General features: G+C 60.5%; 16 protein-coding genes and 2 riboswitches. Of the genes, 2 read left to right on the top strand and 14 right to left on the bottom strand.

The genetic code is table 11. The features are described 5' to 3' along the window. Positions 1–51: 51 nt before the first annotated feature. The 3 genes from glf to MTP40_RS08380 are packed head-to-tail and all read right to left on the bottom strand — an operon-like array spanning position 52 to position 5,013. Entirely contained in the window at positions 52–1,155 is a 1,104-nt protein-coding gene (gene glf / locus MTP40_RS08370; protein WP_249259175.1) for a UDP-galactopyranose mutase, read from the bottom strand. Then, complete coding sequence (locus tag MTP40_RS08375; protein ID WP_249259176.1) at positions 1,152–3,161, bottom strand: DHH family phosphoesterase; 2,010 nt, start codon at positions 3,159–3,161, stop codon at positions 1,152–1,154. Before MTP40_RS08375 ends, glf begins: the two co-directional genes overlap by 4 nt. A gap of 49 nt (positions 3,162–3,210) precedes the next feature. Next, complete coding sequence (locus MTP40_RS08380) at positions 3,211–5,013, bottom strand: ribonuclease J (protein WP_097770527.1); 1,803 nt, start codon at positions 5,011–5,013, stop codon at positions 3,211–3,213. Between the two features lie 403 nt (positions 5,014–5,416). On the opposite strand from MTP40_RS08380, the gene rnhA reads away from it, so the two are divergent. Together rnhA and MTP40_RS08390 are read left to right on the top strand one after the other, a co-directional pair. Next, positions 5,417–5,881 (top strand): ribonuclease HI, encoded by a 465-nt coding sequence (rnhA, locus tag MTP40_RS08385; protein WP_035393761.1) that lies wholly within the window; start codon positions 5,417–5,419, stop codon positions 5,879–5,881. Next, complete coding sequence (locus MTP40_RS08390) at positions 5,878–6,390, top strand: hypothetical protein (RefSeq protein ID WP_207697679.1); 513 nt, start codon at positions 5,878–5,880, stop codon at positions 6,388–6,390. The genes rnhA and MTP40_RS08390 overlap by 4 nt, the downstream gene beginning before the upstream one ends. Positions 6,391–6,499: 109 nt before the next feature. On the opposite strand, the gene MTP40_RS08395 is transcribed toward MTP40_RS08390, so the two are convergent. The 11 genes from MTP40_RS08395 to MTP40_RS08445 all read right to left on the bottom strand — a co-directional run bounded on the left by MTP40_RS08395 (position 6,500) and on the right by MTP40_RS08445 (position 16,250). After that, the gene (locus MTP40_RS08395; protein WP_243136782.1) at positions 6,500–7,303 is read right to left on the bottom strand and encodes a CAP domain-containing protein; all 804 of its coding nucleotides are present in this window, start codon (positions 7,301–7,303) and stop codon (positions 6,500–6,502) included. 132 nt (positions 7,304–7,435) lie between these two features. After that, positions 7,436–7,511, bottom strand: a riboswitch (cyclic di-GMP riboswitch). 125 nt (positions 7,512–7,636) lie between these two features. Next, a riboswitch (cyclic di-GMP riboswitch) is annotated at positions 7,637–7,712 on the bottom strand. A gap of 117 nt (positions 7,713–7,829) precedes the next feature. Further along, entirely contained in the window at positions 7,830–8,333 is a 504-nt protein-coding gene (bilS, locus tag MTP40_RS08400; protein ID WP_117476952.1) for a flavodoxin family protein BilS, read from the bottom strand. A gap of 27 nt (positions 8,334–8,360) precedes the next feature. Continuing rightward, positions 8,361–9,488, bottom strand: a complete 1,128-nt coding sequence (gene bilR / locus MTP40_RS08405) for a bilirubin reductase (RefSeq protein ID WP_249259177.1) — start codon at positions 9,486–9,488, stop codon at positions 8,361–8,363. 1 nt (position 9,489) lies between these two features. Next, positions 9,490–9,915: a bilirubin utilization transcriptional regulator BilQ gene (gene bilQ, locus MTP40_RS08410; RefSeq protein WP_249259178.1), complete on the bottom strand. Its 426-nt coding sequence runs from the start codon at positions 9,913–9,915 to the stop codon at positions 9,490–9,492. Positions 9,916–10,037: 122 nt separating this feature from the next. After that, positions 10,038–11,084: a sulfate/molybdate ABC transporter ATP-binding protein gene (locus MTP40_RS08415; RefSeq protein WP_249259179.1), complete on the bottom strand. Its 1,047-nt coding sequence runs from the start codon at positions 11,082–11,084 to the stop codon at positions 10,038–10,040. After that, entirely contained in the window at positions 11,081–11,755 is a 675-nt protein-coding gene (gene modB, locus MTP40_RS08420) for a molybdate ABC transporter permease subunit (protein WP_154277332.1), read from the bottom strand. Before modB ends, MTP40_RS08415 begins: the two co-directional genes overlap by 4 nt. A 20-nt stretch (positions 11,756–11,775) precedes the next feature. Further along, positions 11,776–12,663 (bottom strand): molybdate ABC transporter substrate-binding protein, encoded by an 888-nt coding sequence (modA, locus tag MTP40_RS08425; RefSeq protein ID WP_249259180.1) that lies wholly within the window; start codon positions 12,661–12,663, stop codon positions 11,776–11,778. 88 nt (positions 12,664–12,751) lie between these two features. Then, entirely contained in the window at positions 12,752–13,684 is a 933-nt protein-coding gene (locus tag MTP40_RS08430) for an MOSC domain-containing protein (RefSeq protein WP_249259181.1), read from the bottom strand. 4 nt (positions 13,685–13,688) lie between these two features. Beyond that, positions 13,689–14,669 (bottom strand): GTP 3',8-cyclase MoaA, encoded by a 981-nt coding sequence (gene moaA, locus MTP40_RS08435; RefSeq protein WP_098925117.1) that lies wholly within the window; start codon positions 14,667–14,669, stop codon positions 13,689–13,691. Beyond that, positions 14,662–15,159 (bottom strand): cyclic pyranopterin monophosphate synthase MoaC, encoded by a 498-nt coding sequence (moaC, locus tag MTP40_RS08440; protein WP_249259182.1) that lies wholly within the window; start codon positions 15,157–15,159, stop codon positions 14,662–14,664. The genes moaA and moaC overlap by 8 nt, the downstream gene beginning before the upstream one ends. A 71-nt stretch (positions 15,160–15,230) precedes the next feature. Further along, positions 15,231–16,250: a molybdopterin-binding protein gene (locus tag MTP40_RS08445; protein ID WP_097773731.1), complete on the bottom strand. Its 1,020-nt coding sequence runs from the start codon at positions 16,248–16,250 to the stop codon at positions 15,231–15,233. Between the last annotated feature and the right edge of the window lie 16 nt (positions 16,251–16,266).

Raw genomic sequence — 16,266 nt, forward strand, 5'->3', positions numbered from 1 at the left:
ACCCCAGCGGACACTTGCCGGAGAAACTCCCCTCGTGCGGCGATCAGCAGTTCACGCCAACTCTTTCCCTGCCACGTCCAGCGCAGCTTCAATCACCTTATCCATATCATAATACTTGTACTCGCCCAACCGGCCGCCGAAAATGACGTTCGGCTCGACATCGGCCAACTGCTTGTAGCGGGCGTACAGGGCACCGTTCTTCTCGTCGTTGACGGGGTAATAGGGCTCGTCACCCGGCTTCCACTCGGTGCTGTACTCCCGGCTGATCACCGTTTTGGGCTGGGTGCCGAACGCAAAATGCTTGTGCTCAATGATCCGGGTATAGGGCGTTTCCGCATCGGTATAGTTCACCACCGCGTTGCCCTGATAGTTGTCGGTATCCAGCACCTCAGTCTCAAAGCGGACGCTGCGGTACTGCAGGGCCCCCAGCCGGTAGCCAAAGTAGGCATCCACCGGGCCGGTGTAAACCACCTTGTCGGCCAGTGCGTTCAGGTTCTCCCGGTCGGCCAGATAATCCACATTCAGCCGCACCTCGATGCCCTCCAGCATCTTTTCCACCATAGCGGTATAGCCGCCATCGGGGATGCCCTGATACAGCGCGTTGAAATAGTTGTTGTCGTAGGTAAAGCGGACCGGCAGGCGTTTGATGATGAAAGCCGGCAGTTCGGTGCAGGGGCGGCCCCACTGCTTGCCGGTGTAGCCTTTGATGAGCTTTTCGTAAATGTCCGTGCCCACCAGACTGATGGCCTGCTCCTCAAGATTTTTCGGGTCGGTGATGCCCGCTTCCCGCTTCTGCTCCTCGATCTTTGCCTTGGCCTCGGCGGGGGTCACCACCCCCCACATCTTATTGAAGGTGTTCATATTGAAGGGCAGATTGTAGACCTCGCCGTGATAGTTGGCAACGGGGCTGTTGGTGTAGCGGTTGAACTCCGCAAACTGGTTCACATACTGCCACACTGCCTTGCTGCTGGTGTGGAAGATGTGGGCCCCATAGCGGTGGACCTGTATGCCCTCCACTTCCTCGGTGTAGATATTCCCGGCAACGTGGCCGCGCTTATCAATCACAAGGCATGTTTTGCCCGCCTTTTTTGCTTGCTGGGCAAACACCGCACCGTAAAGGCCTGCGCCTACGATGAGATAATCGTAATGGTTCATCCCTGCTTCTCCTTTTTTCTGGATTCAGGTTCATTTTTGGAGAGCGGCTTCTTCTGGCTCTCACGGTACTGGTCAATGGCGGTCTGGATGCGTGCCCGGGCTGCCTCGGGGGTGATATGTTTGAGCTGGGCCGCTGCCATAGTCTGGTGGCCGCCGCCGCCCAGACTTTCCATGATGACCTGAACATTGACCGCTCCCAGACTGCGGGCGGAAATATTCACGCCGCTCCCCACCTGCACGGCCACAAAGCTGGCCTCCACATTCTGGATGGTCAGCAGGTCGTTGGCTGCCTGCGCAATGGCCACACGGGCCTCGGGGGGCACCTCGCCGCTGACGGAAATGGCACAGTTGCGGTACATCTGGGCAGCCTCCACAAGGTCTGCCTTGGCGTTGTACTCCACCATGGTCACATCAAAGAGCTGGCGCACCCGCTCCGTCTCCGCACCGTAACGGCGCAGAGCGGCGGCAGCTTCAAACGTGCGCACACCGGTATGCAGGGTGAAGTCCCGGGTATCCAGCATAATGCCCGAGAGCAGGCCCTCTGCCTCTACCCGGCTGGGCTTGTCGTCCCGGTCGCCCACATACTGCAAAAGCTCCGTGACCAGCTCACTGGCCGAGGAGGAATAGGGCTCGTGGCAGACAAGGTCTGCATGCTCGATGAAGCCCACGCCCTTGCGGTGGTGGTCGATGACAGCCACCTTGCCGCACCTTTCCAGGATCTCCTTACTTTCCACAAGGCCCAGCTGGTATGTATCCACCACCACGCAGAGCGTTTTCTTGGAGATAATGGGCAAAGCCCCCTTGGGGTCGATGAAATCATCTGCCTGCCCGGCCCGGCACAGGGCATCGATCAGGCTGCCCGCCAGTGTGGCATCCCGCCTGACGGCGATCACCGCCGGGACATCGCAGATCTTGCAGATGCGCAGCACGCCCTCGGCAGCGCCGATGGCATCCAGATCGCTCATCCGGTGGCCCATGATGACCACATGGTCCGCCTCCTTGACGAGCCTGACCAGCTGATCGGCCACGATGCGGCTGCGCACCTTGCTGCGCTTTTCCACGCCGTGGCTCACGCCGCCGTAAAAGGTAAAGCCGTCCGGGGTCATCTCAGCGGCCTGATCACCGCCGCGGCCCTGCGCCATATCCAGCGCCTGCACGGCCATATCCTGGGCTTCCCGCAGGGTCTTGGCTCCGCGCCCGATGCCAATGGAGATGGACAGGTTCACGCTGGGGTCCAGAGCACGGATCTTATCCAGCACATCGTAGCCGCGCTGGGCATACTGCTCCAGATGGCGCTCTTCCACCACGGCGATATAGCGGCCGCTGGCAACGCGGCGCAGAAAGCCTGTGCCCCGGCCGATCATATCCTCCAGCACCCGGTTGATGCCCTCCAGCAGGCGGGCGCGCTCACTGTCCAGCATATCGCTGAACACATCGTCGTAGCCATCCACCAGGAACACCATGTACCCCGGGCGGCTGGCCTTGTACTCCGTTTCGATCCTGCGCAGGGCGGTCTCCTCATTGAACACAAGCAGCGTCATGCTCTCGCTGCCGCCCGGCACGGTACTGCTGTGCACATTCCACACACCGTCGGCCAGATTGAGCTGCTGCCCTTCCGGGGCGCGGGCCTGTGCGGTGTCCAGGCCGGGCAGCAGCTTCTGTGCCCTGCCTGCAAGCCGGTCCTCGCCGCCCAGCAGCGCCGTGCGGAAGCGGCTGTTATACCACAGCACCGTCTCGCCAGAAAGCAGAGCCGCCGGCTGAGAGAGAGATTCCAGGCTGTATTGGGTCCTGGAATTTTCAAAGCTGCCGCCAGCCACCCACTTGGCGGTCCAGCGCCGCAGCTGATACCGGAAAACGCAGATGCCGATGCCCCACAGCACCACCAGCACTGCCAGCGCAGGCCAGCCCGCGGGCCGCTGCACCAGAAGCGCCAGTGTCAGCAGTGCACACAGCACTGCCAGCGCGGCGATCAGCATTTCCAACGTCCATCTCGGTTTTTGTTTCATGGAATCTTCTGCCTCCTGGTCTGCCTGCCCCGGCGGGGCGGCTTCCGGCTTATACCTCCATCAGAATGGGGAGGATCATCGGGCTGCGCTTGGTGCGGCGGTAGATATAGCTGCTCAGCGCCTCACGTACCCGGGTCTTGACGCTGTTCCAGTCGCGCACATGCTCTTCCACGCAGCGATCCAGCGCGTTTTCCACAATGCTCTGGGCCCCGTCCATCAGGCTCTCGTTCTCGCGCACATAGACAAAGCCGCGGCTCACAAGGTCAGGCCCCGCCAGCACCTTGCCGGTCTTGCTGTCCACGGTGGCCACAATGATGACCAGACCATCCTCAGAGAGATGCTTGCGGTCACGCAGGACCACATTGCCTACATCACCCACGCCCAGGCCGTCCACCATCACGGCACCGGCGGTGACAGGCTCGCCCAGCTTGATCTCGTCCCGGCTCAGGATAACGTTGGAGCCGTTCTCGGCAATGAGGATGTTGCTGGTGGGAATGCCCAGAGACGCGGCGGTCAGGGCATGCTTTTTCAGCTGCTTGTACTCGCCGTGCACGGGCAGGAAATACTTGGGTCTGGTCAGGGTGAGCATCAGCTTCTGCTCCTCCTGGCAGGCGTGGCCGGAAACATGGACATCATACATGCTCTCGTAGATGACCTCCGCGCCCAGCAGGAGCAGACCGTTGACGATCTTGGTCACGCTCTTCTCGTTGCCGGGAATGGGGTTGGCGGAGATGATGATGAAGTCGCCGGGGCCCACCCGCACCTGACGGTGGCTGCAGGAGGCCATGCGGGAAAGGGCGCTCAGGGGTTCGCCCTGGCTGCCGGTGGTGATCAGCACCACCTGCTCCGGCGGGTACTGGTTCAGCTCATCCACACTGATAAGGGTGCCCTCGGGGATGTGCATATAGCCCAGCTCCTGCGCCATGGCAGTGTTATTGACCATGCTGCGGCCGCTGAACGCCACCTTGCGGCCATCCTCCACGGCCAGATCAATGATCTGCTGGACGCGGTAGATATTGGACGCAAAGGTCGCAATGATGATGCGCTTGTTCCGGGCACGTGCAAACAGGTTGCGGACACCGGCGGCCACCTTCTGCTCTGTGGCGGTAAAGCCCGGGCGCTCGGCGTTGGTGGAATCGCTCAGCAGGGCCAGCACACCCTTCTGACCATACTCCGAAAGGGTGGTCAGGTCGGTCACGCCGCAGGCCAGCGGGGTGTAATCGATCTTGAAGTCGCCGGTCTGGATGATCGTTCCGGCGGGGCTGTCAATGGCAAAGGCCACGGAATCGGGGATGGAGTGGTTGACATGGATGGGCTCCACGGTAAAGCAGCCCAGCTTGATCTTCTGTTTGGGGGTGATCTCCACGAACTTGGTCTTGCCCGCCAGACCAAACTCCTCCAGCTTGTTCCGGATGAGGCCGCAGGTCAGCCGGGTGCCGTAGATGGGCAGATCAAACTTCTGCAGCAGGTAGGGAATGCTGCCGATGTGGTCTTCGTGGCCGTGGGTGATGAGCAGGCCCTTGATCTTGTCCTTATTCTGCACCACAAAAGTAAAGTCAGGGATGACCATGTCCACGCCGTACATCTCACTGTCCGGGAATACAAGGCCGCAGTCCACAATGATCATATCCCCGTTGCACTCATACACGGTCATGTTCTTGCCCACTTCGCCCAGACCGCCCAGCGGGTAGATGTGGATGGGCACAGCGGCCTCCTTGGGCTGCTGAGAACGGCGGGGCCGCCGGTTATAATAAGGGCGGCGGGTGCGGGTACGCTTTTCCCCACCGGATTCACTGTTTCTGTTCGGATTGTTCTGAGCCTGAGCCGGGTTCTGTTCTTTGACCTGTGCCATGCGGTACCTCCAAAATCAATTACAAAACGCAGGCACACCCCTTTGCGAGCGGCCTGTCTGTTGTGAAGGAGCAGCAAGCGCACCGCCGCTCCCATCGAAACCATCGTATAGAATTTTTCGCTTCCATGCCCGTTTTCGGCACTGGGATGGCCGGAACGGAGTAATTTCTGCCCTGTCAGTCCATCTGTTCGATGCGACCGCGGCACTGCCCCGTTCCGGCCGGACACACCGCACCGGTGCGCCCCTATACGCATTTTGTTACAAACAGTATAGTATTTCTTGTCCACTTTGTCAATTCAAAGCTTTGCCGGAAAAGCCGGGGATGATACGTTTTCCTCTTGACAGAACCGGAAAAATAGCTCTAAATAGAGGTATCCAAAAATTCAAGTTCCGGGAGAAACAGATGAAACAAGTCGAAGTTTACACCGATGGCGCGTGCAGCGGCAACCCCGGCCCGGGCGGCTGGGGCGCAGTGCTGCGCTACCGCTTCAACGGCAAGGTCTACGAAAAAGAGCTCAGCGGCGGCGATGCTTCCACCACCAACAACCGGATGGAGCTGACCGCCTTTATCGAGGCCCTGCGCCAGCTCAAGGAGCCCTGTGAGGTGCGGCTGTGCTCTGACAGCCAGTACGTCATCAACGGGCTGGAAAAGGGCTGGGCCAGGGGCTGGAAGCGCCGGGGCTGGAAAAAGTCCGACGGCTCCCCTGCCCTGAACCCCGACCTGTGGGAACAGGCATTGGAGCAGGAAGCCCGGCACAAGATCACCTATGTCTGGGTCAAGGGCCATGCAGGCCACCCGGAAAACGAGCGCTGCGACCAGCTGGCCGTGGCACAAAGTCAGGCACACGGAGGGAGACAGGGACGATGAGCGATACATTTCTGCCCGGCAGCGGGTTCGATACCTATGAACAGCAGGACAAGGTGCTGGTGGGCCTGTGCGGCGGCACGGGCTGCAAAGCAGCTGTCCGCATTTTACAGCAGCAGGGCTTTGCGGTGATGGGCGCTGTGGTGCGTCTGTGCACCGATGACCCCGTTGTGGATGCCGCCAGGGAAGCCGCCAAGGCTCTGGGCATCGAGTGCATCACCCTGAATGCCAGCGAACTGGCCAGCCAGCTGGCCGAGGAGACCGCTGCCCCGGCCGACCTGCGCTTCCCCGCCCTGCTGGCGGCGGCTGACCGGCTGGGCATCCAGTACATTGCCACCGGCCACCGCGCCCGGGTAGAGACTGGTGCGGACGGCGTGCACGTCCTCTGCCCTGCCGAAATTGCGGACGAGAGTGTCCGGCTTGCCGCCCTGCCGCAGGAAACGCTGGGCCGGCTCATCCTGCCCTTGGGCGATTTCAGCCCCGAGGATGTGGCTGAGATGGCAGCAGAATAAAAAGCAAAAGAGATGCACCCCGCCTTCCTGAAACCGGTTCAGGGAGCGGGGTGCATCTCTTTTTGCTCTGTTTTATTTTATCGTACAACGCTCAATGGAAGTCATCCGCTTACTTTGCGAAGATCTGGATCCAGTTGTGGCCCCACTGAGAATTGGCATCGTAGTTGTAGCCAAGGCACATATACTTGGCGGCAGGGTCCATGATATTGACACGGTGGCCTTCCGAAGCCATCCAGTCTGCAACGACCTTTTCGGGCGTGGTCTCGCCCCAGGCGGCATTCTCGCCGGTGGCGGTATCAGACACGCCGTACTCTTTCAGCACGGTGAAGCAGTTGGTGCCATCGGGGCGGGTGTGGGAAGCGACCTTTGCCACTTCCTTTGCGCGCTCAGCGTTGACCAGCGCCAGCACTTCCTGTGCGAAACCGTTCTCACTGGTGCCGCGGGCGTAGGTAAAGATCATCACCCAGTAATTGCCGTACTCGCCGCCCTCGTAGTAGCCAATGCCAACGGAGGTGGCATCCTTGTCCAGCATCCGCTCCTTGAAGAAATCGTAGCGATTCCAGGCGGCGACCACGTCCGAAGCATTCTCAGCAGCTGCCCAGTAGTTCTCGCCCACAGAAACATCGTCCACACCGTACTCCGGCAGGATGGTGAACTCGCGGCTGCCATTGGGGCGGTTGTAGGAATAATTGACGGTAAGTTCTTCTGCACGGGCCTGTGCGGCAGCATTCAGTGCGCTGCTGCCCATGCTCAGAGGAGCCACACCGGCCTGTGCACGCTCTGCGTTGACGAGCTGCAGCAGCTCATCGGCCTTGGAAGCTGCGTGTGCGGGCATTGCCAGAACAAACATCAGGCAGATGAATGCGGCGCAGCAGACCAGATTCTTCAGGACTTTCATCGAAGCGTTACGCATGGTGTTGAACCTCTTTTGTGTTGCCCCATGAAAAAAGGTGTCGATTGCTGGTATACTCGGCAATCGACACCTGATGCTTCAGATGAAGGTCACTCAACACCCAATCTCCGCTGTGGAGACCCTCAGGTGATGAGAAGCAACTGGCTGCCATTTTACAGGCCCTATAGCTTTGCGTCACAGCCTTTCGACTGCTTTGCCGAGGATATTCAGTTTTGCGTGCCTTTCTTCTTTTGGGAAGAAATTTGAGAACGAAAAAAGGTGTTGTTCTGCAATACACTCAGCAAAACAACACCTAGAAATTCTAAGCAGGTCACCCAAAGAAAAATTTCTTTGAGAAGCAGCTGGCTGCCATTTTACAGGCCCTGTAGCTTTGCGTCACAGCCTTTCGACTGTTTTGCCGAGAATATTCAATTCACCTTGAGGAACTGTTCCCATTTCCTCGACATTATCCTACCACATCGGGCAGAACCTGTCAACTGTTTTGGAGCAGCTTTCTCAAAAAACTGCTTTTTGAAGAGTTCTTCCGTTATGCCTGCACCTCTGCCGCCTTTTTGCGCAGCTGGTCGAGGTCTGCGGCATCCGGGTGAGCCAGCGCCTTGTCAAAATTCTCGATCAGCATCTCGAGGTTGGGTGCATGGTTGGGCTGCTGCAGCATCTTTTCGTACTGCTGGCGCACAGTCATGGGCATCTTGCCCTGGCACATATAAGTTCCAATGACCGTGTTGCTCTCATCCAGCGACTTCTGCACCGCTGCCAGGATCTGCTCGAAATATTCCGCACTGCCGCCAAAGCCTGCGGTGCCGAACAAAAAGACCTGCTTCCCCTTCAGGGTCTGCAAAAAGGCGGTGAGGGTGTCATCGGCATGGCCCTTGTCCGTCCAGAAGCCGATGTAAAGGGTCTCAGCCTCCAGTGCCTCCGGGGCCGGTGCTCCGAAGTAGGTGCACTCATTCTGGGGCAAGCTTGCGCGAAGGGTGTCGGCCAGCAGGCGGGTGTTGCCGGTCTTGCTGCTGAAAACGATGGCGTAGCTCATGGTCATTCTCCTTTATTATGTTTGATATCAGATGCTTCCCTGTTCTTTTGCGTTCAGGGCATCATAGATACAGCGGGTGCCCTGATGGGCGATCAGGCCGCCCAGGCACTTCTTGTTGCAGCGGACACAGCGGTGGATCTTTGCCGCATTGCCGCTCTGCAGTTTGTTGACCCAGTTGGGGTCGGCCAGCAGCTGGCGGCACATTGCCGCACACTGGATGCGGCCGCTGGCAAGCTGCTGCTCCACAAAATCGGGGTCGTTCAGGCCGCCCACACCGCAGAGCGGCACGCTGGTATACCGGCGCACCTCATCGCAGAACTTGAGGAAGCAGCCGGTCTCCTTGAACTCGGGGTGGCTGGCCGACGGGATGGTATTTTCCAGCGCAGAGTGGTTGGCCAGTGTCACATGGAAGCTGGTCACGCCTGCCTGCACCAGCAGGGGCACGAACACGGCCAGTTCCTCCTCCACCACACCGGCGTTGCCGTAATGGGGGTTCTCCTGCCGGACAGCCAGCTTGTAGTCAATGGCCATGCCGGGCACAGCGGCGTGCACTGCCTTGACAGCTTCCACGGCAAAGCGGGCGCGGCGCTCGGCACTGCCGCCGTATTCATCGGTGCGGTGGTTGAAGATGGCGGAAGAGAAGCTGCCGCACATCCGGTCGCCGTGCACCTGCACCATGTCAAAGCCCGCCTGCTTTGCCAGCACAGCAGCCTTGCCAAAGCCCGCGATGATCTGATGGATCTTTTTCTGGGACATCTTGGTGATGTAGGGGCCCACGGCATCGTTCATCCGCTCCCGCAGCTGGTCGGGGGTGATTTTTTTCATCAGCATCCCCGGGATGCACTTGATGATGGACATCATGTCGGTATCGGTCTGGTGGAGCTGGGCGCAGACCTTGCAGCTGTATTTGTGGGCGATCTCGCAGATCTGCTGATAGAAGGCAAAGCCCTTTTTGTCAAACAGGGACTTCTCGAACCGGCTCTTGGCCACCGGCACGTCGCCGATGATGATCATGGCGCAGCCGCCCTTGGCCAGCCGCTCCATCTCCGCCAGATATTCCTCGTCCGAAAGGCCGAAGGTGGTGGGGGCAAAGATAATGCGGTTCTTCAGCTGCATTCCACCGTAATCAATGGGGCTCAGGATGGTGTCGTACATGTTACACACTCTCTTTCCTCGTCCGTGCTGCCTTTTGCAGCAGGCTCAGGAGCTGGTGCTGTTCCTCTTCGGTCAGCCCGCTCAAATTTTGTGCATCCCAATCGAAAAATACCTGGTGGCAGGTCCGGAATGCTCTCTCACCCGCCGGGGTCAGCCCCAAATGATAACTGCGGCCCTGCTTTTCCCGGGTCATAAAGCCATCTTCCACCAGCTTGATCACGCTGCGCTGGCAGTGGCCCCAGTCCAGGTGCAGGTTTTTGGTCATCTCAGCCGGGGTGCAGCCGGGATGTTTGCCCACGTAGATCACAAAATACATCATGCCACAGCTCAGGCCAAACTCCTGCAGCTGCTGGGTGGTGTAGGCTGTGAACTGCTTGTAAAACTCCATCACGTAGAAGGATATGGTCGATTGGATCACTCTTTGCATCTCCTTTACTTGACAAGGTCTAGTATAATCACATTACTTGATAAAGTCAAGTACTTTTTTCAAAAAAATTCTCCCTGCTCCGTATTTCTGTTTCGGGAGCAGGGAGAGAACGATTTTTTGCCTCAGACCAGCGGCATGATATTTTCCGGGGCGGCAGCAAGGCAGGCGGGTGCTTTTGGCGGCGGGGCCGCCAGCGTCTCCTTGGACACCTTCCACCACAGGCGAGTCTCACCGCCGGGCAGGGTGAAGATCATGTTCCAGTCAAAGGGATTCTCACTGGTGGAGACAGCCTGCACCGGCAGGCTGTTGGGGGTGCCGGGAGCGCAGGGCGCAAAATCATGGGCGCGAATGCCCACGGCACGGCAGCCCTCGGGCACCGGCAGAGCCACGGTCAGCGGCTGTTCCCAGCCCGCCAGATGAACGGTATGCTCCCCCACCCGGGTGCAGGGCAGAATGTTCTTGCAGCCGGTCAGGCGGGCGGCGGCACGGGTGCGGGGGTCGGCAAAGACCTCCTTGGTCGTACCTACCCGGAGCACCTCGCCGCTGTCCATCACGATCATCTCCCTGCACAGGCGGTAGGCCTCGTCCCGGTTGTGGGTCACCAGCAGGGCTGTGCCCGCAAATCCGGCCAGCAGGCTGCCCACCTCCCCCTCCACCTCCTCGCGCAGATAGCTGTCCAGCGCACTGAACGGCTCGTCCAGCATCAGGATGCGGGGTTGGGCCGCCAGGATGCGGGCCAGGGCGGCACGCTGCTGCTGTCCGCCTGAAAGCGCGCCGGGCAGGCGCTTGGCCAGTTCCTCCAGCCGCATAGCCCGCAATGCCTCGGCACAGGCAGCCCTGCGGGCGGCAGGGTCTTTTTCCTTTTTCAGTGCGCTGAGGATATTCTGCTCCACGGTCATGTTGGGGAACAGGGCGTAGTTCTGGAACAGCAGACCCACATTGCGCTGCTGGGGCGGCAGGTCGATGCCCTGAGCGCTGTCGAACAGCACCCGGCCATCCAGCACGATGCGTCCCTCGTCCGGCCGGACGATGCCTGCAATGCAGCGCAGGGTCATGCTTTTGCCGCAGCCGGACGCGCCCAGAAGGGCGGTGGCGGTGTCCCCTGCCGTGAACGCAGCGTGGAGAGTAAAGCCATCAAATCGCTTGGTCACATTTACTTCCAGGCTCATGCGCGTTTTCCTCCCTGCTTCTGCCTGCGTTCCAGCAGGTTGACTGCCAGCAGCACCACCGCCGAGATGACGATATCCACCAGCACCCACTGCATGGCCCCGGCTTCATCGTTGGTGCGCCAGAGCTGGTAGACCGTGGTTGCAATGGTGGCCGTCTTGCCCGGCGTGTAGCCTGCGATCATGCTGGTGGCACCATATTCGCCCAGCGCACGGGCAAAGGCCAGCACCGTACCGGCCAGAATGCCCTGACGGCAGCAGGGCATCCGCACCCGCCAGAAGATCCAGGTGTTGGAAAGCCCCAGCGTCTGTGCCGACCAGGCCAGCGTTTCGTCAAAGCTCTCAAAGGCACCGCGGGCCGTGCGGTACATCAGCGGAAAGGCCACCACGATGGAAGCAAAGATGGCGCTGTACCAGTTCATCACCAGCTTCACGCCGAAATGTTCCATGAAAAAGATGCCCAGCGGCCTTTTTGCGCCGAACAGCAGCAGCAGGAAATATCCCACGACCGTGGGCGGCAGCACCATGGGCAGGGTGAGCACCACATCCAGCACGCCTTTGAGCACGCGCGGGAGCTTTGCAATGTAGTAGGCCGCAAAGATGCCTAAAAAGAACACCGCCGCGCAGCTGATCAGCGCAATGCGCAGGCTGTTCCATAAGGGATACCAGTCCATACCATCCCCCCAGCGGATGCTTACAGTGTGGTGAAGCCGACGCTCTCGAACACGGTCGCAGCCTTGTCGGTGCGCAGGTAAGCCAGAAATTCCTTGGCAGCCTCGGCATGGAGGGCGTTCTTCATCACAGCGGCGGGGTAGATGACCTGGCCGCACATTTCCTTGGTGGCCTCGTCCACGGGGGTCAGACCGGCGCTGTACGCATCGGTGCAGTAAACGACACCGGCATCCACGCTGGCCTCGCTGACCTGGGTGGTGACTTCCTTGACGTTGGAGCCGTAGGTGATGACACCGGCAGCAGCCAGAGCTGCCTCATCCAGATCATAGTAAGCCAGGATCTTCTGGGTGTACTGACCCACGGGCACATCGCTGTTGCCCATGCAGAACAGGATATCCTCTGCCTTCAGGTGCTCGGCCAGGCTGTCGAAGCTGTCGATCCCCTTGTCGCTGCCCTCAGGCACACAGAGCACGACCTTGTTCTCCAGCAGATCCACACGGCTTTCGGCATCCACAAAGTCCAGGCCCTCGGTGTTCCCCTCAGCGGAAGCGGTGCTGTCCAGCTGGTTCATCTGCTTCTGACCGGCGGAGATGAACAGGTCGCAGTCCGCGCCCTCCTGGATCTGGGTCTTGAGGGTTCCGGAAGAGTCAAAGTTGAAGCTGAAGGTCACGCCGGGGTTCTCTGCGGAGTAGGTCTCGGCAATGGCGTTCAGGGTCTCGGTCAGGGAGGCAGCAGCAAAAACGATCAGCTCCATGCTCTCGCCGGAGGCAGCCTCAGAGGAGGCGGCAGCGGAGGATGCGGTGGAAGATGCAGTGCTGCTGGAGGAGCCGCCGCAGGCGGTCAGAACAGCAGATGCGGATGCGATGCCGGCAGCGCACAGGAAGCCGCGGCGGGAGATCATAGTTTTCATAGTCTTGCTCCTTACAGTGGGTATGCTTTTGTTGTACTTTTATTTTTACGCCCGGCACCAAAAGCAGCGCCTCGGCGGTAAAACAGGCTTATTTGCGGGCGCACTCTCCGTCCAGCCCGGCGGCAATGCGTACCCCGTGCTCCAGGCTGGGCAGGATGTACTCCAGATTCTCTTTCACGGCCTTGGGGCTGCCGGGCAGGTTGACGATGAGGGTCTTGCCCCGCAGCACGCTGGCGGCACGGCTGAGCATCCCGCGCGGGGTGATGCTCAGGCTGTGGTAACGCATGGCCTCAGCAATGCCGGGGGCGTTGCGGTCCGCTACGGCATAGGTGGCTTCCGGGGTGATATCCCGGGGGGCAAAGCCGGTGCCGCCGGTGGTCAGGATCAGGTTGACCTGACGGCCATCGGCCAGCCGGATGAGCTGTGCCTTCAGGGCCTTTGCCTCATCGGGCAGGATCATGGTCTCCTCCACCTGATAGCCTGCAGCGGTGAGCATCTCCACGATCAGGGGGCCGCTCTTGTCCTCACGCTCACCCCGGCTGCCCTTGTCAGAAAGGGTGATGACGGCAGCGCGCAGGGGTGGATTTTCCGGCGGGGGCAGCAGGGTCACCTCGTCCCCCACATGGATCTCGCCGCCATGCAGCACCCGGGCAAACACGCCCTCCCGGGGCATGATGCACTCGCCGGTCTTCTGCTTGATGACGCAGTCGTTGTGGCACTCTTTGCCGATCTGGGTCATTTCCAGCACCACGTCCCCGATGGCAAAGCGGCTGGTCACGGGCAGATTGCGGAAATCGTAGCCCTCCACCACCAGATTCTCGCCAAAGGCACCGTAGTCCACCCAGATCTTTTTGCGGAAGTTCTCGATCTTTTCGGCACTCAGCAGGCTGACCTGACGGTGCCAGTTCCCGCCGTGGGCATCGGTCTCAACGCCCCATTCCGGGGTCAGGCGTGCGCTTTCCACTTCGGTCTTGACCGTGCCCCGCTGGGGGCTGGTGCAGATCGCCAGAAGTTTTCCCATAGATTTATCCTCCAATTCGGTACATGCCCCGGGTCGCGGGGATGTCCTGTTTCAATTCAAAATGATGTTCCTGGGGCTTTTCCCAGATGGTGGTACGGATGGCAGTCAGCAGCTCTTCGTCAGACGCGCCACTGCGCAGCAGGGCTTTCAGGTCACATCCGGCCTCACTGGCAAGGCAGGGGCGCAGAAAACCCTGACTGGTCAGCCGCACCCGGTTGCAGGAGGCGCAGAACTTGCCGTGGACAGCGGCAATGAAGCCGATGTCCCCTTTCCAGCCCGGCACGGTGTAATAGACCGCCGGGCCATCGCCCAGCGCGGCACACGCGGCCCCGGGCAGCGGGGCCAGCTCCGGCCAGCGCCTGCGGAAGCGGGCCAGCAGCTCCGGGCCGGAGATACAGGGCATGGCCGCCCCGTAGCCGATGGGCATCATCTCGATGAACCGCACCTGCAGGGGCTTGTCCTGTGCCAGAGCGGCCAGCGCTTCCAGCTCACCTTCGTTCACGCCCACCTGGGGCACGCAGTTCAGCTTGACCGGAATGCCGCTTTCCAGCGCGGCATGGATGCCCGCCTGCACGGCGGCAAATTCATCCCGGGCCGTGATCTTTGCAAACAGGGCGGGGTCCAGCGTATCCAGACTGATGTTCACGCTGTCCAGCCCGGCCTCCAGCAGGGCGGGCAGCTGCTGTTCCAACAGGACGGCATTGGTGGTCATGGTGACCTTCCGGATGCCGGGGATGGCTTTCAGCCCCTTGACCAGCTGCTCCACGCCCTTGCGCACCAGCGGTTCGCCGCCGGTGACCCGCACGGTATCCACCCCGCACCGGGCAAACAGGGCGGCAAGGCGCAGGAATTCCTCGTAGGTCAGGATATCCTCCCGTTCCAGCTTGTCCACGCCATCCGGCATACAGTAGCGGCAGCGCAGGTTGCACAGGTCGGTCACGGAAAGGCGGAGATAATGGATATTGCGGCCCTTGGAATCAAACATAGCCGCCCTCCGCCCGGATATAATGTCCGCTCTTGCCGCCGGTCTTTTCCACCAGATGGATCTCGCCCAGCTCCATGCCCTTATCCACGGCCTTGCACATGTCATAAATGGTGAGCAGGGCGGTGGAAACGCCGGTCAGGGCCTCCATCTCCACGCCGGTCGCGCCGCTGGTCTTGACCGTGCAGCGTGCTTCCACGGCCCGGCGCTCGGGCAGCAGGTCAAACTCGATCTGCACCTTGGTCAGCGGCAGCGGGTGGCACAGGGGGATCAGCTCGCTGGTGCGCTTGGTGGCCATGATGCCGGCCACCCGGGCCACGCCCAGCACATCGCCTTTTTTCACGGTACCGCTTTCCACAGCGGCAAAGGCTTCCGCATTCATGGTAATGATACCGTGGGCCGTGGCCTCCCGGGCCGTGACTGGCTTTTCGCTCACGTCCACCATCACGGCGTTTCCGGCGGCATCAAAATGTGTCAGATTATTTTCACTCATATTTTTTCACCTTAGTTAAGCTCCCCCTTCGGGGGAGCTGGCAAAGCCGAAAGGCTTTGGCTGAGAGGGTTTCAGCAGTGTCCGAAGCCGCAATTGGGCCAGTGGCACTCGGCGCAGCCCAGGCAGAGGCCGCCCTCGCCCAGACGGGCGATATCCTCGGCGGTGATGGGGTCATCGGCCAGCAGGCGGGGCAGCAGCAGGTCAAAAATGGTGCGCTTGGCGTACATCACACAGCCGGGCAGACCGCAGACCGGCACACCGTCCAGATAGCTGACCAGGAACATGGCACCGGGCAGCACGGGCGCGCCGTAGGTAACGATCTCGGCCCCGGTGTTCCTGATGGCCAGCGGGGTGCGGTCGTCCGGGTCCACGCTCATGCCGCCGGTGGTAAAGATCAGCTCACAGCCTGCGGCCTTTGCTTCCAGAATGGCGGCCGTGATGCCCGCCGGGTCATCATCGCAGACCTTGTGGAAGGCCATCTCACAGCCATACACCGCCAGCTTTTGCTCGAGGATGGGAGTAAACTTGTCCTCAATACGGCCCTTGAACACCTCGCTGCCGGTGGTGATAACGGCAAACTTCTTCTGGTGGAAGGGCAGCACGTTCAGGATGGGCTTCGGCCCGGCAGCAGCCTGCATGGCCTCCATCTTCTCCTGCTCAATGACCAGCGGGATGATGCGGGTACCAGCCAGCTTGGCTCCCTTTTTCACAGGCAGATCGCCGTGGATCGTGGCGATCATCATCTGGGGGGTGCTGTTCACCGCCAGCAGGGCCCTGCGGTCGATCTTGAGCAGACCGTCGCAGTCGGCGATCAGTTCGATCTTGCCCTCCCGGGGCTCGGTGCCGTGGATATTCTGACCAGCAGCGGCCTTGTAGAGCAGGGCGGCAGCTTCGTCCTCGTGGAGGATGCCGGGCTTTTTCTCCCAGACATAGAGGTTTTCCTTGCCGATGCTCAGCAGCACCGGAATATCCTCGGGCTGAATGATGTGGCCCTTTTTGAAGCGGGCCCCCTTGAACTCACCCGGGATGATCTGGGTGATATCGTGGCAGAGCACCTGCCCTGCCGCGTCTTCGGTACGGATCAGTTTCATGGTTTCTTCCTCCCCC

This window comes from Faecalibacterium sp. IP-3-29 (genome assembly GCF_023347335.1).
GTDB classification, from domain to species: domain Bacteria; phylum Bacillota; class Clostridia; order Oscillospirales; family Ruminococcaceae; genus Faecalibacterium; species Faecalibacterium duncaniae.